Origin of the sequence: Xanthomonas pisi DSM 18956 (assembly GCF_001010415.1) — a bacterium.
In the GTDB taxonomy this organism is placed as follows: Bacteria; Pseudomonadota; Gammaproteobacteria; order Xanthomonadales; family Xanthomonadaceae; genus Xanthomonas; species Xanthomonas pisi.
Map to the genome: position 1 here is coordinate 57180 of NZ_JPLE01000012.1, position 20712 is coordinate 77891.

Below are 20712 nucleotides of genomic sequence, written 5' to 3' on the forward strand. Positions count from 1 at the left end.
CGGCGAACAAACCGTAGCGAGCAGTCGTCGGGTGGCTGTGGACGGCGCGCTCGAAGCCGGCGTGTACGCGTGGTCCATGCCGCACCGGGCCCGGCTGCACCCGCCCCGCGGTGCGCACAGTCGTGCTGCCAGCTGCTCGAGATCCGGTCCTTGCGTTGGGGTTGGCTGCGCTGCCGTGCGTCTGTGACAGCGCACGCGCCTTGCCCGGCTCAGGCGATCAAACGACCCAGCGCAGGGTTGTCGTTGTCCTGCTTCCACACCAGGTGCAGCTCCACCGGCGTGGCAGGGGTGTCCTCGCGCAGCGGCAGGTACACGATGCCGGCGTAGCGCAGGCCGCTGGCGCCTTCGGGCACCAGCGCCATGCCCATGCCGCCGCGTACCAGCGCCAGCACCGAGTGGATCTGGCTGACGTACTGCACCGAGCGCGGCGCGATGCCGCGCGCACCGAACAATTGCGCCAGCAGATCGTAGAAATAACGCGCCTCGTCCGGTGCGTAATTGACCAGCGGCTGGCCGTGGAAATCCTGCAGACGCAGGCTGTCGCGGTGCGCCAGCGGCGAGTCTTCCGGCAACGCGGCGATCAGCGGTTCGCGTGCCACGCAGCGGCTGTGCAGGCCCTGGCGTTGGATCGGCGGGCGCAGCAGGCCGATATCCAGCCGGCCTGCATCCAGTGCGTCCAGTTGCGCCAGGCTGACCATCTCCTTGAGTTGCAGATCCACATCCGGCGCTTGCCTGCGCCACCGCGCGATCGCCTCGGGCAGGAAGCGGTAACTGGCACCGGCGGTGAACCCCACCGACACGTTGCCGGCATCGCCGGTGCCGATCCGGCGTGCGCGCAGGCCGGCGTTTTCGGCCATGCGCAGGATCGCGCGCGCTTCGGCAAGCAAACTGCGCCCGGCCTGGGTCAGCCGAACATGCCGGCTGTTGCGCTCCAGCAGCGCGGTGCCGACGCTGTGCTCCAGCAACTGGATCTGCCGGCTGAGCGGCGGCTGGGTCATGTTCAGGCGCTCGGCCGCGCGACGGAAGTGCAGTTCGTCGGCGACGGCGACAAAGCAACGCAGTTGCTGCAGATCGAACATGTGGACGGGCCTCGCGTGGCAGAACAGGTGAATTGGATGCTGCACCCGCAACATCCCTGCGCCGCCAGCGCCAATGAATAGGCGCTGGCGTGCCGACAACCACGTTGGCGGGCGCAACCGGCCATAATTACGCAGCGTCGAAAAAGCGTTGCAAAGCAGCCATTTGCGGCGCACTACATCGATTTATGATGCGATTGATTCAACTTATATATCAAACAATACGTCCTTTGGTTTGGACCGGCAACGATCTGCGTTTCTAGGATCAACCGCATCCCCCGCCCAGGAGCGTTTGTCCGATGAGCAGCAGATACACCCCTTCCGAAATGGCCCAAGCGCTTGGCGCCGGGCTGTTGTCGTTTCCGGTGACCCATTTCGATGCCGACCTGGCCTTCGACGAACCCGCCTACCGCCGCAATCTGGACTGGCTGTCCTCGCACCCGGCCGCCGGGCTGTTTGCCGCCGGCGGCACCGGCGAGCTGTTTTCGCTGACGCTGGATGAAGTGAATCGCGCCGTGCGAGCAGCGGTGACCCAGACCGCCGGCCGCATGCCGGTCATCGCACCGGCCGGTTACGGCACCGCGATCGCGATGGAGATGGCGCAGGCCGCCGAGCGCAACGATGCCGACGGCATCCTGCTGTTTCCGCCATACCTCACCGAGTGCGATGCCGATGGCGTGGCCGACCATGTCGAGCGCGTCTGCAAGGCGACCAGCCTGGGCGTGATCGTCTACGGCCGCGCCAACGCCAAGCTCGACGATGTGACGCTGGCGCGGGTGGCCGAGCGTTGCCCCAACCTGGTGGGCTACAAGGACGGCATCGGCGATGTGGATCGCATGACCCGCATCTACGCACGCCTGGGCGACCGATTGCTGTACGTGGGCGGACTGCCCACCGCCGAAACCTTCGCGCTGCCGTATCTGGAAATGGGCGTGACCACGTATTCGTCGGTCATCTTCAATTTCCTGCCCGAGTGGGCGCTGGCGTTCTATGCAGCGGTGCGTGCGCGCGACCACGTCACCATCTACCGCGAGCTCAATGACTTCGTGTTGCCGTACACCGTGCTGCGCAATCGCCGCGCCGGTTATGCGGTGTCGATCGTCAAGGCCGGCATGCGCGCGGTCGGCCGCCCGGCCGGTCCGGTCCGCACGCCGCTGGCCGACCTCAACGAGGACGAATTCGCCCAGCTCAAGCAACTGATCGGAGGACGCCGCTGATGCACGCCATCAAGGGCCAATCGCTGATCGGGCAGCGCGACGTGCACGGCGCGGGGGCGGAATTTCATGCGGTGGACGCGGCCAGCGGCGTGGCATTGCAGCCGGCGTTCGGCTCGGTGAGCGCACAGGATCTGGAGCAGGCCTGTGCGTTGGCGCAGGCGGCGTTCGATCGTTATCGCGAAACGACGCTGGACGCGCGCGCGGTCTTCCTGGAAACCATCGCCGAGCAGATCCTGGCGCTGGGCGATGCCTTGATCGAACGCGCCATGCACGAAAGCGGCTTGCCGCGTCCACGCCTGGAAGGCGAGCGGGGGCGCACGGTGGGGCAGCTGCGCCTGTTCGCCAACGTGGTGCGCGAAGGAAGCTGGCTGCAGGCGCGGATCGACCCGGCGCTGCCGCAGCGCACCCCATTGCCGCGTGCGGACCTGCGTCAACGGCATATCGCGCTGGGGCCGGTGGCGGTGTTCGGTGCCAGCAATTTCCCGCTGGCATTCTCGGTGGCCGGTGGCGATACCGCCTCGGCACTGGCGGCCGGCTGCCCGGTGGTGGTCAAGGCGCACAGCGCGCATCCGGGCACTTCGGAATTGGTGGGCCGTGCGATCCAGGCGGCGGTGGCGCAATGCGGCCTGCCCGAAGGCGTGTTCTCGCTGCTGTTCGACGCCGGCATCGAGATCGGTGCACGACTGGTGGCCGATGCACGCATCAAGGCGGTGGGTTTCACCGGCTCGCGGGCCGGCGGCATGGCGCTGGTCAAGATTGCCGCCGCACGCCGCGAGCCGATTCCGGTGTATGCGGAGATGAGCGCGATCAATCCGGTGTATCTGTTGCCGCAGGCGCTGCAGGCACGCGCGTCGGATCTGGGCAAAGCGTTCGTCGGCTCGCTGACCCTGGGCAGCGGGCAGTTCTGCACCAATCCCGGCTTGCTGCTGGCGATCGATTCGCCGGCGCTGGATGCATTTGTCGCCTCCGCAACGCAAACGCTGCAGGCCGTGTCGCCGGCAGCGATGCTCACCGCAGGCATTGGTCAGGCCTACGCGCAAGGCGTGCAGCGTCTGGCCGCGCACCCGCAGGTCAGCACGCTGGCACGCGGCGCTGCGGCGGACGCCGGGCGCTGCCCGGCGGCGTTGTTCGGTACCGACGCCGATGCCTTCCTGGCCGATGAGGCGCTGCAGGCCGAAGTCTTCGGCGCGTCGTCGCTGCTGGTGCGTTGCAGGGACATCGAGCAGCTGCGTGCGCTGAGCGAGCACCTGGAAGGCCAGCTCACCGCCACCTTGCACATGGAGGCGGGCGATACCGAACTGGCCGCCGCATTGCTGCCGGTGCTGGAGCGCAAGGCCGGGCGCATCCTGGTCAACGACTGGCCCACCGGCGTGGAGGTCTGCCACGCGATGGTGCACGGCGGCCCGTTCCCGGCCACCTCCGACAGCCGCAGCACTTCGGTCGGCACGCTGGCGATCGATCGCTTCCTGCGCCCGGTCTGTTACCAGGATCTGCCGGCGGCGCTGCTACCTGCTGCGGTGGCGCACGACAACCCGCTCGGACTATGGCGACGTGTCGATGGCGCGCTGGGACACGACTGACAGCTGCCGCAGCAACGATGCCTGAGGCGTGCCGGAGGAGGGTCCGGTACGCCATCTGCAGGCGCAACGTGGAGTACCGAAGCGCAGTGCGCTTCCATCGTCATAGGTGAGGAACGATGATGGCTATCGATTCAAAAACAGTCGGTTCAACGACGGTTCCGCGCAGGCGCTACCTGATCTTGCTGATGCTGTTCGTGGTGACCACGATCAACTATGCCGATCGCGCCACCTTGTCCATCGCCGGCTCCGCGGTCCAGGATGCGCTGGGCATCGATGCGCTGCAGATGGGCTTCATTTTTTCTGCGTTCGGTTGGGCGTATGTGGCCGGGCAGATTCCCGGCGGCTGGTTGCTCGACCGCTTTGGCTCGCGGCGCGTATACGGCCTGTCGTTGCTGATCTGGTCGTTGTTCACCGCGCTGCAGGGCTTTATCGACTGGGTGCCGGTGACCTGGGCGGTCACCACGTTGTTCGTGCTGCGCTTTCTGGTCGGCATTGCCGAAGCGCCGTCGTTCCCGGGCAATAGCCGCATCGTGGCGGCCTGGTTTCCCACTGCAGAGCGCGGCCTGGCTGCGTCGATCTTCAATTCCGCGCAGTACTTCGCCACGGTGGCGTTCGCGCCGTTGATGGGCTGGCTGGTGCACGCCTGGGGCTGGGAGCATGTGTTTTTGGTGATGGGCGCGGCGGGCGTGTTGCTGGCGCTGGTGTGGCGCAAGACCATCTATGCCCCGCGCGAACATCCGCGCCTGAGCGCGCAGGAGCTGGACTACATCCAGCGCAACGGCGCGCTGGTGGACATGGAGCAGGGCAACACGCCCGGTCGCCAGCCCAAGGGCACGCAATGGCATTACGCCAAGCAGTTGTTGTGCAACCGCATGTTGCTGGGCGTGTACATCGGCCAGTACTGCATCACCACGCTGACGTATTTCTTCCTGACCTGGTTTCCGGTGTACCTGGTCAAGGAGCGCGGCATGTCGATCCTGGAAGCGGGCTTTGTGGCGTCGTTGCCGGCGGTGTGCGGGTTCATCGGCGGCGTGCTGGGTGGCTATGTGTCCGACCGCATGGTGCGGCGGGGCTACTCGCTCACCGTCTCGCGCAAGACGCCCATTGTGATCGGCATGCTGATGTCGGTGACGATGATCGGCTGCAACTACGTGCAGGCCGAATGGATGGTGGTCGGGCTGATGGCGCTGGCCTTCTTCGGCAAGGGCATCGGCGCACTCGGCTGGGCGGTGGTGGCCGACACCTCGCCCAAGGAAATCGCCGGCCTGTCCGGTGGCCTGTTCAATACCTTCGGCAATATCGCCGGCATCACCACGCCGATCGTCATCGGCTACATCGTGTCCACCACCGGCACCTTCGAGTGGGCCTTGGTCTTCGTCGGGTTCAACGCATTACTGGCGGTGGTGTCCTACCTGGTGATCGTGGGCGAAATCAAGCGCGTGCAACTCAAGGCGCCGCCCGGCGGCCCGTCGCTGCCGCTGCCCGCACTGCGTTGACCGTCTTCGGAGAATCCTCATGAATATCCAACCATCACCTGCAGGCATCGGCACCACGCCGCGCATCACCGACATCCGCGTGGTGCCCGTCGCCGGGCAGGACAGCATGCTGCTGAATCTCAGTGGCGCGCATGCGCCGTACTTCACCCGCAACGTGCTGGTGCTGCGCGATTCGTCCGGGCGCACCGGCGTGGGCGAAGTGCCTGGCGGTGCGGCCATCGCCGGCTTGCTGCAGGAGGCTGCGCCGCTCATTCGCGACCGCTCCATCGCCGAGTATCAGCGCATCCTCAATCAGGTGCGCACTGCCTTTGCCGACCGCGACAGCGCCGGCCGTGGCCTGCAGACCTTCGATCTGCGTATCACCATCCATGCGGTGACGGCCATCGAATCAGCGTTGCTGGATCTGCTCGGGCAATTCCTCGATCAGCCTGTCGCCGCCTTGCTCGGCGAAGGCCAGCAACGCAGCGCCGTGGATGTGCTGGGCTATCTGTTTTTCATCGGCGACCGGCGCAAGACGGCGTTCGACTATCGCGACGGCAGCGGTGCCCGCGATGACTGGGAGGCGGTGCGCGACCAGGAAGCCTTGACGCCGGCAGCGGTGGTGCGCCTGGCCGAAGCGGCCTACGAAAGATACGGCTTCCGCGATTTCAAGCTCAAGGGCGGCGTGCTGCGCGGCGAAGACGAAATCGAAGCCATTGTCGCGTTGCACGCGCGCTTTCCGCAGGCGCGCATCACCCTCGACCCCAATGGCGCGTGGTCGCTGGATCAGGCCATCGCCCTGTGCCGCGACATGCACGGGGTGATGGCCTATGCCGAAGACCCGTGCGGTGCGCAGGATGGGTATTCCGGGCGCGAGATCATGGCCGAATTCCGTCGCGCCACCGGCTTGCCGACCGCCACCAACATGATCGCCACCGACTGGCGGCAGATGGGCCACGCCATCCAGTTGCAGTCGGTGGATATCCCGCTGGCCGACCCGCATTTCTGGACGTTGCAGGGCTCGGTACGCGTGGCGCAACTGTGCCGCGACTGGGGCCTGACCTGGGGCTCGCATTCCAACAACCATTTCGATATTTCGCTGGCGATGTTCACCCATGTCGCAGCCGCGGCGCCTGGGCAGGTGACCGCGATCGACACACACTGGATCTGGCAGGACGGCCAACGCCTGACCCACGACCCATTGCAGATCGTCGGCGGCCAGATCCAGGTGCCGGCAAAGCCGGGCCTGGGTGTGGAGCTGGACATGGACGCGCTGGAGGCCGCGCATCGCACCTATCAAAGCCTGAGCCTGGGCGCGCGCGACGATGCCGCCGCCATGCAGGCGCTGATCCCCAACTGGACCTTCGACAACAAGCGGCCCTGTCTGGTGCGCTGAAGCGCCCTCATGCCTGCCGCCGGAGCGCCGGCAGCAGCGCATGACCGCCAGTTCACCGCAGGTGGAGAACCGAGCAATGAAAAGCATGATGGCAATCAGCGGCGCTGCGCTGCTGGCGGTCGGCGCGGCCGGGCGTGCGCGTGCGCAACAACCCGATGAGGGGTTCTGGAATGGCGCAACGGCCGAAGTCACCGCACTCAACTTCTATTACAACCGTGATTTCCGCAGCGGCGACGGGCAGGGCAAGCGTGCCGAGTGGGCGCAGGGGTTCGTGGTCGATGCCCGTAGCGGCTATACCCGCGGGCCGGTCGGCGCGGGCCTGGATCTGCTGGGTATCGGTGATTTCAAGCTCGATGGCGTGCGCGCCGAAGGCGGCACCGGCCTGTTGCCCAACAACGACGACGGCACTGCGCAACATGCGCTGATGCGGGTGGCACCCACGCTCAAACTGCGCGCCTCGCAAACCGAAGTGAAGTGGGGCAGCTTCATTCCCAACGAGCCGCTGGTGCGCGCCAGCATCACCCGAATCATGCCGGAAACATTCCAGGGCGTGACGCTGGAATCCAAGGACGTGCCCAAGCTCGATCTGCTGCTCGCGCGCTTCACCAGCGCCTGGTATCGCGATGGCGATTCGCGCGTCCCCATCACCTTGACCAACAAGAATCGCCGTTTTCTAGGCACGCCGGATTCGGATGCGTTGAATCTGCTCTCGGCAACCTACAGCGTCGTGCCCGGCACGCAACTGCGCTATCAGGGCGCGGTGATGGAAGACATCTACCGGCAGCAGCTCTATAACCTGATCCAGACGCACACCTTCGGCAAGGACCAGTTGCGTGTGGATCTGCGGTATTTCCGTACCGACGACATCGGCCAGTCGCGTGCCGGACCGATCGACAACCGCATGTTCAGCAGCATGCTGTCCTGGCGCACGGGCGGGCACGAATTCGGTGCCGGCTATCAACGCCTGTCCGGCCCCAGCGCCATGCCCTGGCCGGGCGGCACCGACGGCAATGTCTTCAACTGGACCTTCATCAACGACTTTCTCGAACGCGGCGAGCGCAGCTGGCAGCTGCGTTACAGCATCGATGGCAAGAGCATCGGCATCCCCGGCCTCAGCGTCATGGCGCGCTACATCAGCGGCGACCATGCGCAGCCGGCCACCTATGCCGGCGAAGGCCGCGAATGGGCCCGCGATATCTTGACCACCTATCAATTCCAGAGCGAGCGCTTCAAGCATTTGAGCGTCATCTGGTTCAACGGCACCTTCCGCTCCAATTACCAGCGCAATGTCGATGAAAACCGCCTGATCCTGCAGTACCGCCGTCAGTTCGACAGCCCCGACCGGTAATGCACTCCACCCCACGTCTGCAAGGTAGCCCCACGATGTCCGCAACCCAGCAACCCACCCGTTGGCTCAGCATCCGCGCCCATGCGCGCGACAACGTCGCCATCGTCGTCAACGATGACGGCGCGCCGGCCGGTGCCACCTTTCCGGATGGGCTCACCGCCATCGAGCACATTCCGCAGGGCCACAAGATGGCGCTGCGCGACCTGGCCGCCGGCGCGCCGGTGATCCGCCTGGGCGCGGTGATCGGCACTGCCAATGCCGACATCGCACGCGGCGCCTGGGTGAGCGAGCAATTGCTGGCGATGCCCGAAGCGCCCGATCTGGCCGCTCTGGATCTGTCGCTGCAGCCGGCGCCCGCACCCGAGCCCCTGGATGGCTATACCTTCCAGGGCTATCGCAACCGCGACGGCAGTGTCGGCACGCGCAACATCCTGGGCATCATGACCAGCGTGCAGTGCGTGGTGGGCGTGCTCGGCCATGCGGTGGAGCGCATCCGCACCGAGCTGCTGCCCAAGTATCCCAATGTCGACGATGTGGTGGCGGTCAATCACGTCTACGGTTGCGGCGTGGCGATCACCGCGCCGGAGGCCATCATCCCCATCCGCACGCTGCGCAATATCGCGCGCAGCCCCAACTTCGGCGGGCAGGCGCTGATCGTGGGCCTGGGCTGCGAGAAACTCGCGCCCGAGCGCCTGCTGCCGGACGATGCCAGCGCCGACGACAGCGGCGTCTACCGCCTGCAGGAAGCCAGCCTGGGCTTTGCCGACATGGTCGGTTCGATCATGGCCATGGCCGAAGAACGCCTGCGCCATCTGGACCTGCGTCGCCGCGAAACCGTGCCGGCCAGCGAGCTGGTGGTGGGCATGCAATGCGGCGGCAGCGATGCGTTTTCCGGCGTCACCGCCAACCCGGGCCTGGGCGTGGCCGCCGACCTGCTGGTGCGCGCCGGTGCCACGGTGATGTTTTCGGAAAACACCGAAGTGCGCGATGGCATCCACCTGCTGGTGCCGCGCGCGGCCAATGCCGATGTCGCCAGGGCGCTGGTACGCGAAATGGCCTGGTACGACGCCTACCTGGCGCGCGGCCAGGCCGACCGCAGCGCCAACACCACCCCGGGCAACAAGAAAGGCGGGCTGGCCAACATCGTGGAGAAGGCGATGGGTTCGATCGCCAAGTCCGGCTCCTCGGCGATCAACGGCGTGGTGCCGCCCGGCGAGCGGGTCAAGGGGCGCGGGCTGCAGTATTGCGCCACCCCGGCCAGCGATTTCGTCTGCGGCACCTTGCAGGTTGCGGCGGGCATGAACCTGCACGTGTTCACCACCGGGCGCGGAACGCCCTACGGCCTGGGCATGGTGCCGGTGATCAAGGTGGCCACCCGCAGCGACTTGGCGCAGCGCTGGTCGGACCTGATGGACATCGATGCCGGCGGCGTGGCGACCGGCGCCAAGACGCTGGAGCAATTGGGCTGGGAGTTGTTCCGGCGCTATCTGGACGTGGCCAGCGGCCAGCGCACCTGGACCGAGCAACACCGCCTGCACAACGATCTGGCCTTGTTCAATCCGGCGCCGATTACCTAGTCCTGCCGGTTTTTGCGCAGTTGCCGGCCGCTAGGTGGACGTCTCTCGGTGTCGTGATCGCCCCCGCGTCGTAGCGATCCTGTGCCACAGGTCGCAACCCCGGAGCATCGCGGCGCCGCAGCGCTGCCGCGCCACAGCGCAACGCACCACAGCGCAACGCACCTGGCGTGGCTTCGCCCGGACCCTCACCCCAACCCCTCTCCCACAGGAGAGGGGCTAAAGCGGTAGCCGCGGTGTTCTTCCCTTCTCCCATCGGGAGAAGGTGGCGCGTAGCGCCGGATGAGGGTACGAGCGCAGCCTCATGCTCCGTCGCGCAGCCTCCAGCAGCGCACACGCACAGCCTCACCAGCGCCATCGCGCGCAGGCGAAAGCAGGCAGACACCAACCCACTGCAAGATGCCCAGCCCGCCGGGCAACACGCCGCTACGCCAGCGGCCAACACCTGCGCGCCGTCACCGCCTACACCCCATTCGCCCGTCAATGGCAGGCGCCGATACAATGCGCGTTCGTTTTCAGTGTTGACGGAGTCGCCATGTCCCAGATCATCCATACCGACCAGGCGCCTGCCGCCATCGGCCCTTACTCACAGGCAGTGCGCGCCGGCAACACGGTGTATTTCTCCGGCCAGATCCCGCTGGATCCGGCCACCGGCGAGATCGTGCCGGGCGATATCGGTGCGCAGGCGCGGCGCGCCTTCGACAACCTCAAGGCCGTGGCCGAAGCCGCCGGTGGCTCGCTCGACAAGATCGTGCGTCTGGGCCTGTACCTGACCGACCTGGGGCAGTTCGCCGCCGTCAATGCGGTGATGCAGGAGTATTTCCAGGCCCCGTTCCCGGCCCGTTCCACCATCGAAGTCTCCGGCCTGCCGAAGGGCGCCGGTTTCGAAGTCGATGCGGTGATGGTGCTCGAGTGATGGTGCTCGGTTGATCCGGCGCGACTGATCCGACCCGCCGTGCCACGCGCGCGCGTCGCCACGCCGAGCCTGGCCGTCGCCGGTCAGGCCCCGCTGTCCAGCCTGCCCGGCGTCGGCCCGAAAGTGGCCGACAAGTTCGCCGCGCGCGGCATCCTGAGCGTGCAGGACCTGTGGCTGCATCTGCCGCTGCGGTATGAAGACCGCACCCGGCTGACCACCATTGCGCAGCTGCGAAGCGGCGTGCCGGCGCAGATTGAAGGGCAGGTGGAGGCGGTGGAGCGTGGTTTTCGCTTTCGCCCGGTGCTGCGCGTGGCCATCTCGGACGATTCGCACGGCAGCGTGGTGCTGCGGTTCTTCCATTTTCGCGCCGCGCAGGTCGCGCAGTTTGCGGTCGGCACGCGCGTGCGTGTGTTCGGCACGCCCAAGCCCGGCCAGAACGGTTGGGAAATCGTCCATCCCAGTTACCGCGTGCTCGCGGTGGACGAAGACGCACAACTGGGCGACAGCCTGGATCCGGTGTATCCGGTGCTCGAAGGCGTCGGCCCGGCCACGCTGCGCAAGCTGATCGGCCAGGCGCTCGAGCGGTTGCCGCCGGAGGCCGCGCTGGAATTGCTGCCGCCGCACTGGCTGCAGGACGAACGCTTGCCCTCGCTGCGCAGCGCCTTGCTGACCATGCACCGCCCGCCGGTGAACACCGATCCGCAACAACTGCTCGCTGGCGGGCACCCGGCTCAACAGCGGCTGGCGCTGGAAGAACTGCTTGCGCACCAGCTCAGCCTGCGCCGCCAGCGCATCGCCCTGCAGCGCTTCCATGCGCCCGTGTTGCCCGGCAACGGCACCCTGGTGCAGCGGTTGCGCGCCGCCTTGCCGTTCCGGCTCACCGGCGCGCAGCAGCGCGTGTTCGAACAGATCGCGCACGACCTGGCGCAGCCTTCGCCGATGCTGCGGCTGGTGCAGGGCGATGTCGGCAGCGGCAAGACCGTGGTCGCGGCCCTGGCGGCGATGCTGGCAGTGGAGCAGGGCAAGCAGGTCGCCCTGGCCGCGCCCACCGAGCTGCTGGCCGAGCAACACCTCACCAACCTGCGCGGCTGGCTGGAGCCGCTGGGCGTGCGCATCGTCTGGCTGGCCGGCAAGGTTACCGGCAAGGCACGTGCGGCGGCGATGGCCGAGGTCGCCTCCGGCCAGGCCCAGGTGGTGGTCGGCACGCATGCCTTGATGCAGGAGGCGGTGGTGTTCCACGACCTGGCGCTGGCCATCATCGACGAGCAGCACCGCTTCGGCGTGCATCAGCGCCTGGCGCTGCGTGACAAGGGCGCAGCTGCCGGCAGCGTGCCGCATCAGTTGGTGATGACCGCCACGCCGATCCCGCGCACCCTGGCGATGTCGACCTACGCGGATCTGGATGTCTCGGCCATCGACGAGCTGCCGCCCGGCCGCACGCCGGTGCAGACCATTGTCCTGAGCGCCGAACGGCGCCCCGATCTTGTCGAGCGCATCCGCGCCGCCTGCGCCGAAGGGCGCCAGGCGTATTGGGTGTGCACGCTCATCGAAGAAAGCGAAGACCCGGGCAAGGCAGCGCCAGCCGGCCCGCCGCGCATCGAGGCGCAGGCCGCCGAAGTCACCTTCGAGGCCTTGTCGTCGCAGCTGCCCGGCGTACGCGTCGCGCTCGTGCACGGCCGCATGAAACCGGCCGAAAAACAAAAGGCCATGCTCGATTTCAAGCAGGGCCGCAGCGATCTGCTGGTCGCCACCACCGTGATCGAAGTCGGCGTGGACGTGCCCAACGCCTCGTTGATGATCATCGAAAACGCCGAGCGCCTGGGTCTGGCGCAGTTGCACCAGTTGCGTGGCCGGGTCGGCCGCGGCGCGGCGGCGTCCAGTTGCGTGCTGCTGTATCAGGCCCCGCTGTCGATGATGGCGCGACAACGCCTGGAAACCATGCGCCAGACCAACGATGGTTTCGTGATCGCGGAAAAGGATCTGGAGCTGCGCGGTCCGGGCGAACTGCTGGGTACGCGCCAGACCGGTCTGGCCAGTTTCCGCATCGCCGATCTGGCCCGCGATGCCGGCCTGCTGCCGCGCGTGCAGGTGCTGGCCGAGCGCCTGCTGGCCGACGCGCCGGAGATCGCCGACCGCGTGGTCGCGCGCTGGATCGGCAGCGCGGTGCGCTATGCCGCCGCGTGAGCGGCGGGGATTGGGGATTGGGGAATCGGGAATCGGGAATCGTAAAAGCGAGGCTGCTGCGTCCTGGGCGTCCTGGTGATTCGCTTGGCTGGCCGATCCTTGCGAAGATGCCGGATCGAATCCCGAATGCTCACTCTCCAATCCCATGACCAAAAAGATACCGCTGCTGATCGATACCGACCCGGGCGTGGATGACGCGCTGGCCTTGCTGATGGCCTTCAACGACACCCGGCACGATGTCGTAGGACTGACCATCGCGGCAGGCAACGTGGGGCTGGAGCACACCGTGCGCAACGCCTTGAAGGTCTGCGAGATCGCCGGCCGCGCGGATGTGCCGGTGTACGCCGGTTGCCCGCAGCCGCTGTTGCACCCCTCGGTCGATGCCGCGCACGTGCACGGCATCGATGGCTTTGGCGATGTCGGCCTGCCGGCGGCCAAGCGCAGCGCCGAGGCCGAGCATGCGGCGCTCGCCATCCTGCGTCTGTCGCACGACTACGCCGGCGAGCTGTTGCTGGTGGCTCTGGGTCCACTGACCAACCTGGCCCTGGCGCTCACCCTGGACCCGACCCTGCCGCAGCGCGTCGGCCGGCTGGTGGTGATGGGCGGGGCGCTGACCGGGCACGGCAACATCACGCCTGCCGCCGAATTCAACATCGGCTTCGACCCGGAGGCGGCGCATATCGTGTTCCGCGGCTTCCCGCAGTTCGATGTGGCCGATTGGGAAGCCACCATCGCGCACGGCCTGCTGCACCGCGATGTCGAGCAATGGCTAGCCGCCGATAGCGCCCGCGCCCGCTTCTACGAAGAAATCTCGCGCAAGACCCGCCTGTGGTCCGAAGACAGCCGCGGCGAGTACTGGTACGCCGCCGACGCCCTGGCGATGGCGTTCGCGCTGCACCCGGACGGCGCCCAGCGCCTGGAACAGCGTCCGGTCCATATCGAACTGTCCGGCACGCACACCCGTGGCATGACCCTGGTGGACTGGAACCGGCAGGGCAGTGCGCCCGATAACGCCAATCTGCTGCTGGAGTACGACCGCCAGCGGTTCTACGGCCTGGTCGGGGCGGCATTGGCGGCCGGCTAGGGCGACCTTGCGCCGGGCGCGCGGAGGCCGCTATAATACCCGGCTTATCCAGGCAGCCCGGCGCCAAGTCCATGAAAGATAACGTGCATCCCAACTACAAAGACGTCGTCTTTCACGACGTGACGTCCGACTTCAAGATTCTGACCCGTTCCACCATGGGCTCGAAAGAGACCGTGAAGTGGGAAGACGGCCAGGAATATCCGCTGATCAAGGTGGAAATTTCCTCGGCGTCGCACCCGTTCTATACCGGCAAGCACAAGGTGATCGACACCGGCGGCCGTATCGACAAGTTCCAGAAGCGCTACGCGCGCTGAACTTGCAGGACGGGCTGTACCGACAACGGCCGCGCATTGCGCGGCCGTTGTTTTTTTAGGGTGTCCGCACTTCGTTTGCGCGCTCCCGACCGGTGCGTCTACGACTTCTGTCCAAGCGACGGCCAAAATGCTGCTGTGCGATAATGACGTGATCCGAGGCGATGCCTTGGACTTCCATCACGTGCCTGCCCATGTGGGATCAGGCGCCTTCCACTGAAGGAGCGTACACAGTGTCCGATCTTGATCAGGTCACGCTCAACGCCGGCGACAAGTCGGTCGTTCTGCCGGTTCTCAAGCCCACCTTGGGCAATGACTGCGTCGATATTTCCAAGCTGACCAAAGAAACCGGTCTGTTCACCTACGACTCGGGCTTCACCGCCACCGCCAGCTGCAAGTCGGCCATCACCTACATCGATGGCGACAACGGCGTGTTGTTGTACCGCGGCTATCCGATCGAACAGCTCGCCGAGAAGTCCAGCTTCCTGGAAGTTTCGTATCTGCTGATGAACGGCGAACTGCCGACGGCGGACGAATTCAAGAAGTTCGACCACGAAGTGACGCATCACACGATGATGCATGAGTCGCTGAAGAACTTTCTGGGCGGTTTCCGCCACGATGCGCACCCGATGGCCATGCTGGCCGGTTCGGTCGCCTCGCTGTCGGCGTTCTACCACGACACCCTGGACCTCAACGATCCGGAGCAGCGCCGTCAGGCCGCCATCCGTCTGATCGCCAAGGTGCCGACCCTGGCCGCTGCCGCGTACCGCTATTCGATCGGCTGGCCGATCCGCTATCCGCGCAACAACCTGAACTACGTCGACCGCTTCCTGCACATGATGTTCGAAGTGCCGAGCGAGCCGCTGGAGATCAACCCTGTTGTCGCCAAGGCACTGGATCTGCTGTTCATCCTGCACGCCGATCACGAGCAGAACGCCTCGACCTCGACCGTGCGTCTGGTCGGTTCGACCGGTGCCAACCCGTATGCCTCGGTCGCTGCCGGCATCACCGCGCTGTGGGGCCCGGCACATGGCGGCGCCAACGAAGCGGTGCTGAAGATGCTCGAAGAGATCGGCACTGCCGATAACGTCGAGTCGGCCGTGGCCAAGGCCAAGGACAAGAACTCCTCGTTCCGTCTGATGGGCTTCGGTCACCGCGTCTACAAGAACTTCGACCCGCGCGCCAAGATCATCCGCGAGATGACCCACAAGGTGCTGGGCGAGCTGGGCGTCAACGACCCGCTGCTGGAAGTTGCGCTGAAGCTGGAAGAAGCCGCGTTGAAGGACGACTACTTCGTGCAGCGCAAGCTGTACCCGAACGTGGACTTCTACTCGGGCCTGATCTACAAGGCGCTGAATATTCCGGTGGAAATGTTCACCGTGATGTTCGCCATCGCGCGCACCGCCGGTTGGGTGTCGCATTGGCTGGAGCAGCAGGTCGACCCGGAAATGAAGATCGGCCGTCCGCGCCAGATCTACACCGGTTACGACAAGCGCGACTACACCGACAGCGCCAAGCGTTGATCGGCTCAAGATCGTCTGCGTAAACGAACGCCCCGCACTGCGGGGCGTTTTCGTTGTTGCCTGGGGCGCTTGCCGGAAGAGGTGTGCTTGTCGGCGGCGGCTGACAACCCATGCCAGGCGGCCGTCAGCTGGGTGTGGAAGGCTGCATCAAGCCAATGCGACCTGCGAACCTTGGGGGACTGGCCCACCCCACCTTCAAGTGAGCGCGATCGTCTGGCTGTCCTAGAGCTCGGCCGGTGCCTGGATCTTGGCAACCAACGCCTGGTCGGCGGCATCGTACATGGATGCAGCCCCATCCAGGTCGAGCATGTAGAAGTGCCCGCCATTGGTGAGGAAATGCCAGGCGAGCACTTGGTTGCCGTTGTGCCTGTGGCTAGGGTCGCCGGCGGTAATGCGGTCCAGTGTGTGTCCGCTTTCCTCGCACAGGCGATCGATCAACTTTATATAGCGCGGTTGGTGCGTGCGCGCCAGATCGATCCGCGCCTGGCGTTCTGCGGGGGGAACAGTGCTGGCAAGACGTTCTATTTCCTGCTTCAACCGGTCCGGTGGCAATGCAAGTAACCGTGGGTGATGGCGCAGCCATGCCGAATTCAACTCGATCAGGTTTTCCTCGCGCTCCAGATCGTAGAAAGCGTTGTCGCGCTGACTTAAAGCGCTGCGCACGGAGCTGCCCTCGCCATACGGGTCCTGCATGAAGAGTTCCAGGTCCTGCTCTCCAAGGCGCATGAAGTCGGCGTGGTTTTCGGCGTACAAAGCTGCATGCCTTGGGGCGTGCATCGCCTCCAGGCCGCGCGCGACAAATTGCATGACCTTGGAGCTAGGGTTGGAATTCAACAGGAACTGCGCAAAGCCGCCATTGTTGACCTGTGCCAGATAAAAATCGACGTAGTAGCTGTACAAGGCATTTTCGGAGATTTCATCTTCCCGCATGTAGTTGCCCACCAGGGCATTGACCACGTCAATGTTTGACTGGACCAGTGCGTACGGGCTTGCGCTATCAAGACTTTCCTGCAAAACGATGACGGTATCGGATTTCATGCGGGCGCCTTGAGTCTCTGGATGGGCCGAGCCGACATGATTCCACCGCACGGGGGAGTGGCGTCAAGGCGTGCTTGTCTGCCCTGCGCGTGCTTGTCCGCTCATGCCGGCAGGCAAGGGCCACTGTCTGCCGGCATGGTTGCCGGCGCATGGGCGGTCGCGCTGTGCCTGCAACTGTGCAGTTACCGCGTTGCAAGAGGTGATGTGGATTCGTGGGCGGGTGGCAGCTCTGCGAGCAACTGCCGCAGTTGTGCGGCCGAGGCGCGTGGCATCGGCTTCTCGTCCAGCTGCGACAGCGGCGCCTGGCGCAGCGCGTCGTAGGGCAGCACGGTCAGGTCGAAGGTCAGCTCCTCGGCACTGAACAGCCACACCGGGAAGTCGCCGTTGCGCTCGCGGTCCAGCCGCAGACGACGGGTGCGCGCCTCGGCAGGGATGTGGTGTTCTTCCAGAAACCGCTGTACCGCGTCCGGATCGTCGCTATGCAGCTGCAACTGCACCGGTGCGTTGGCATCGGCCGTGCCGTCCAGCACCGGGCCGGCCAGTCGCGGCTGGAACGGGCTCAGGAATTCCAGCGCGCGCAAGGCCGCTTCGCGACGTTGGCGCAACCGCGTTGCGTGGTCGGGCCCGACGAACAGGCGCTGATATTCGCGTAGCGCGTCTTCGATCTCGCGATTGCGCGGCAGCGATGCGTCGTCGTGGATGCCGAGCCGACTGGCCGCCTTGAGCTTGGCCTGATGAAAATCGCGGATGCCGCCCTCGGCCATCAATCTGGCGGCCTCGTGGGCCAACCGATGACGGCGTTCCCGGGTGCGCGTGTCGGCGTGTTGGCGTGCGTGATGCATGACCGGGCTCCCCAGATGAACCTGAGCTCGACTCTACAACAGCCGCATGAAAACGTCGCGAATGCGTCACGCCATGTCGTGGGCGAACTGCGTCTTCATGCCGATCTCGCTCCATCAGGCAATGAGTCGCAAGGGCACCTGCCGGGCCGCGTTGTCCACCCGGTGCCGAGGTGCCGGCTTGCACTGCTGCCTCTATCCAGCTGTGGCGTATCCGCGCGTGCGGCGCAGTCCATGTCCACCGGCGGCGCGGTCGGCAGCGAGTCGTCGCAGGTCGGTCGACCAGTGCTCGGGCTTTCGCGCCTCACGTCGAGGTCGCTCAGAGCGATACGAAGACGATCGGGAGGGGGGGCGTAGAAGGAAATCGCCACCAACGCTAGTCAAGACGTAGGCGCCCAGGCGGGGCAACATCGAACCCGCACGCGCCGCGTCAATCCACTTCAGGTGCCCGAGGCGCCTGGTTCGCGCCGCCGCACCTTGCCTCACCCGCCCAGGGAAAAAGGGAACCGGACCAGCTCCGCTGTCACGATTCCCCAATCCCGATTCCCGATTTCCGACTCCCCGCCCTTAAAAGATATCGAACGCCTTCTCGTCCTGCTGTTCCTGCAGGCCGTAGTCGTAATCCTGCAGGCGATCCAGGTCCTCGTTCTTGACCCACTCGACCGCGCCATTGATGGTGGCCTGGGTCATGCCCTCGGGCGGATCGTTCGCGGCGATCGGCTTGTCCTTCAGTGCGACGCGCATGTAATTGATCCAGATCGGTAGTGCTGCCGTGCCGCCGTACTCGCGATAGCCAAGCGAGCGGAAGTCGTCGCGACCCACCCACGCGGTTGTTACGTAGGGGCCACCGAAGCCCGAGAACCAGGCATCGCGGAAGTCGTTGCTGGAACCGGTCTTGCCGCCCACGTCTTCGCGTCCCAGCACCTTGGCCGCCGTGCCGGTGCCGCGCTGAACCACGTCGCGCATCATCGACACCAGTTGGTAAGCGGTGCGCGCATCGATGGCGCGTGGCGCGATCTTGGTTTCGGCGATTGCCGCCGGTGCGGTTTGTGCTGGCGTCGTCGCCGCCTCGGTTGCCGGAGCCGCAGGCGGCGTGGCCGGCGCCTGGGCGCCGAAGTTGAACCCGTCCACCACCTGGCTCACCGGCGCGGCCGTGCCGCCCTGCAACGCACAGGTGCGGCAGGCCACCGCAGGCACTTCCTTGAACACCACGTTGCCGTCGCGGTCTTTCACTTCATCCACGATCCAGGTGTCCACGCGCGATCCACCATTGGCGAACACCGCGTAGCCGCGTGCCACCGACAGTGGCGTCAGCGACGCGGTGCCCAGCGACATCGACAGGTTGGGCGGCAACTCGGCTTCCTGGAAACCGAACTGGCTGATGTATTTGCGCGCAAAATCGACGCCGATCGCATCCAGCAGGCGCACCGATACCAGGTTGCGCGATTGCACCAGCGCCTCGCGCAGGCGCATCGGGCCACGGAAACCGCCGCCGTCGTTCTGCGGCGACCAGGTCTTGCCGCGGCGATCGCGGAACACCACGGGCGCATCCAGCACGATCGAGGCGGGGTTGAAGCCCTTCTCGAACGCGGCCGCATACACGAACGGCTTGAAGCTGGAGCCCGGCTGGCGGCGTGCCTGGGTAGCGCGATTGAACTTGTTGCCGGCAAAGCTGAAGCCGCCGACCAGGGCGCGCAGTGCGCCACTGTCGGCATCCAGCGACACCAGTGCGGCCTGGCCGCGCGGCAACTGGTCGATGATCCATTCGCCGTCTTTTTCGCCGGCGCGGATGCGGGTCAGGTCGCCGCGCGTCAGTAGCTTGGCCGGGGTCCTGTTGGTCCAGCGACTGGCGCTGGCCGGCAGGGTCAGCTCTGTCTTGTCGCTTTGCACGACGGTCACGCCGCCATCGGCGTTGGTGCGCGCCACGATCACCGCGCGCAGGCCGCCCTGGGTAAACGCGCCGGCCAGATGCTTGGCCAGCGCCGGTGCATCCGCATCGGCGGCGACATCGAAATGCTGCTCCACGCCATGCCAGCCATGGCGGTGGTCGTACAGCCGCAGGCCTTCGGCAACCGCCGCATCGGCGCCGGCCTGCAGCGTGGCATCGATGGTGGTTGTGACGTGGTACCCCTTGTTGAGCACATCGCCGCCGTACTTGGCGATCATCTCCTGGCGCACCAGCTCGGCCACGTACGGGGCGTACACCTCGACCGGCGGCTCGTGCGGCTGGGCATGCATCGGCACCGCCTTGGCGGCATCGGCTTCGGCCTGGGTCACGAAGCCCAGGTCGGCCATGCGCTGCAGCACGTAGTAGTCGCGGCGTTCGCGCGCGCGTTCGGGGTTGCTGATCGGGTTGCCGCTGGACGGGAACTTGGGGATACCGGCCAGCGAGGCCATCTCGTCCAGGCTCAATTCGCTCATCTTCTTGCCGTAGTAGTACTCGGCGGCGGCACCGACGCCGTAGGCGCGGTTGCCGAAGAAGCTCTTGTTGAGATACAGCTCGAAGATCTCGTCCTTGCTCAGCTCACTCTCGATCTTGCGCGCCAGCAGGATCTCGGCGAGCTTGCGGGTGTAGCTGTATTCGGAACTGAGGAAGAACTGCCGCGCCACCTGCTGGGTGATGGTCGAGCCGCCCGGTACGCGCTTGGCGTCGGTACTGGCCAGCAGCCAAACCGCGCGGGCGATGCCCTTGTAGTCCACGCCCCCGTGCTCGTAGAAACGGGCGTCCTCGGTCGCCAGGAAGGCCTGCTTCAGGCGCAGCGGCACGTCCTTCATCTGGATCGGGTAGCGTCGGGTCTCGCCATAGACGGCCATCAGGCGACCGTCGCTGGAATAGACATACATCGGCTCCTGCAGCTCGACCTGCTTAAGCGACTGTACGTCCGGCAACTTCGAGGAAATGGCGTAATACAGGCCGCCGGCAGCAATAGCGCCGAGCAGTGCGAGCACAACGAGCGTGGCCAGGATCCAGCCCAGCCAACGGCGAATACGGGGCATGTAAGAGAGATTCCGATTGCAGATTTCTTGGTCACAGAGTATAGATGACGCCGAGTTTGGCTGGGGCCGAACTCTGGGGATCGCAGAAGACAGCACTGGGGTCACGTTCGCGGGGTCATTGCCTTGCGCGTGAAGGGCTTGTCAACTGTTAAAA

The 20712-nt window shown here is 65.9% G+C and carries 15 protein-coding genes and 1 other RNA gene; 11 read left to right on the forward strand and 5 right to left on the reverse strand.

Going from position 1 to position 20712, the window contains the following annotated elements; genetic code table 11:
* Position 1: 1 nt before the first annotated feature.
* Positions 2–78, reverse strand: a non-coding RNA gene (locus Y887_RS18535) — sX9 sRNA.
* Between the two features lie 131 nt (positions 79–209).
* Positions 210–1079: a LysR family transcriptional regulator gene (locus Y887_RS02615; RefSeq protein ID WP_046962863.1), complete on the reverse strand. Its 870-nt coding sequence runs from the start codon at positions 1077–1079 to the stop codon at positions 210–212.
* A 296-nt stretch (positions 1080–1375) separates the two neighbouring features.
* On the opposite strand from Y887_RS02615, the gene kdgD reads away from it, so the two are divergent.
* From kdgD to Y887_RS02670, 11 genes are all read left to right on the forward strand, one after another.
* Positions 1376–2293 carry a 5-dehydro-4-deoxyglucarate dehydratase gene (kdgD, locus tag Y887_RS02620; protein WP_046962864.1) on the forward strand — a complete coding sequence of 306 codons (918 nt, stop codon included), beginning with the start codon at positions 1376–1378 and terminating at the stop codon, positions 2291–2293.
* Complete coding sequence (locus tag Y887_RS02625) at positions 2293–3873, forward strand: aldehyde dehydrogenase (NADP(+)) (RefSeq protein ID WP_046962865.1); 1581 nt, start codon at positions 2293–2295, stop codon at positions 3871–3873. Before kdgD ends, Y887_RS02625 begins: the two co-directional genes overlap by 1 nt.
* Positions 3874–3989: 116 nt before the next feature.
* The gene (locus tag Y887_RS02630) at positions 3990–5369 is read left to right on the forward strand and encodes an MFS transporter (RefSeq protein WP_046962866.1); all 1380 of its coding nucleotides are present in this window, start codon (positions 3990–3992) and stop codon (positions 5367–5369) included.
* 19 nt (positions 5370–5388) lie between these two features.
* Positions 5389–6744, forward strand: coding sequence for a glucarate dehydratase (gene gudD / locus Y887_RS02635; protein WP_046962867.1), 1356 nt, complete (start codon positions 5389–5391; stop codon positions 6742–6744).
* A gap of 76 nt (positions 6745–6820) precedes the next feature.
* Positions 6821–8092 (forward strand): OprD family porin, encoded by a 1272-nt coding sequence (locus tag Y887_RS02640; protein ID WP_046962868.1) that lies wholly within the window; start codon positions 6821–6823, stop codon positions 8090–8092.
* A gap of 35 nt (positions 8093–8127) precedes the next feature.
* Complete coding sequence (gene garD, locus Y887_RS02645) at positions 8128–9669, forward strand: galactarate dehydratase (RefSeq protein ID WP_046962869.1); 1542 nt, start codon at positions 8128–8130, stop codon at positions 9667–9669.
* A 532-nt stretch (positions 9670–10201) separates the two neighbouring features.
* Positions 10202–10582: a RidA family protein gene (locus Y887_RS02650; RefSeq protein WP_007967636.1), complete on the forward strand. Its 381-nt coding sequence runs from the start codon at positions 10202–10204 to the stop codon at positions 10580–10582.
* A 39-nt stretch (positions 10583–10621) separates the two neighbouring features.
* On the forward strand, positions 10622–12766 hold the full coding sequence (recG, locus tag Y887_RS02655; RefSeq protein ID WP_046962870.1) for an ATP-dependent DNA helicase RecG: 2145 nt from the start codon (positions 10622–10624) through the stop codon (positions 12764–12766).
* Between the two features lie 145 nt (positions 12767–12911).
* On the forward strand, positions 12912–13850 hold the full coding sequence (locus Y887_RS02660; RefSeq protein ID WP_046962871.1) for a nucleoside hydrolase: 939 nt from the start codon (positions 12912–12914) through the stop codon (positions 13848–13850).
* 71 nt (positions 13851–13921) lie between these two features.
* The gene (locus Y887_RS02665; protein WP_010364531.1) at positions 13922–14164 is read left to right on the forward strand and encodes a type B 50S ribosomal protein L31; all 243 of its coding nucleotides are present in this window, start codon (positions 13922–13924) and stop codon (positions 14162–14164) included.
* Between the two features lie 230 nt (positions 14165–14394).
* Positions 14395–15684 (forward strand): citrate synthase, encoded by a 1290-nt coding sequence (locus Y887_RS02670; protein WP_039409911.1) that lies wholly within the window; start codon positions 14395–14397, stop codon positions 15682–15684.
* 222 nt (positions 15685–15906) lie between these two features.
* Here Y887_RS02670 and Y887_RS02675 read toward each other — a convergent pair whose 3' ends face one another.
* The 3 genes from Y887_RS02675 to Y887_RS02685 form a co-directional block, all read right to left on the reverse strand.
* Positions 15907–16722 (reverse strand): DMP19 family protein, encoded by an 816-nt coding sequence (locus Y887_RS02675; RefSeq protein ID WP_046962872.1) that lies wholly within the window; start codon positions 16720–16722, stop codon positions 15907–15909.
* Between the two features lie 182 nt (positions 16723–16904).
* The gene (locus Y887_RS02680; RefSeq protein WP_046962873.1) at positions 16905–17564 is read right to left on the reverse strand and encodes a hypothetical protein; all 660 of its coding nucleotides are present in this window, start codon (positions 17562–17564) and stop codon (positions 16905–16907) included.
* A 564-nt stretch (positions 17565–18128) separates the two neighbouring features.
* A complete protein-coding gene (locus Y887_RS02685; RefSeq protein WP_046962874.1) occupies positions 18129–20558 on the reverse strand; it encodes a penicillin-binding protein 1A in 2430 nt (809 codons plus the stop codon).
* Positions 20559–20712 lie beyond the last annotated feature (154 nt).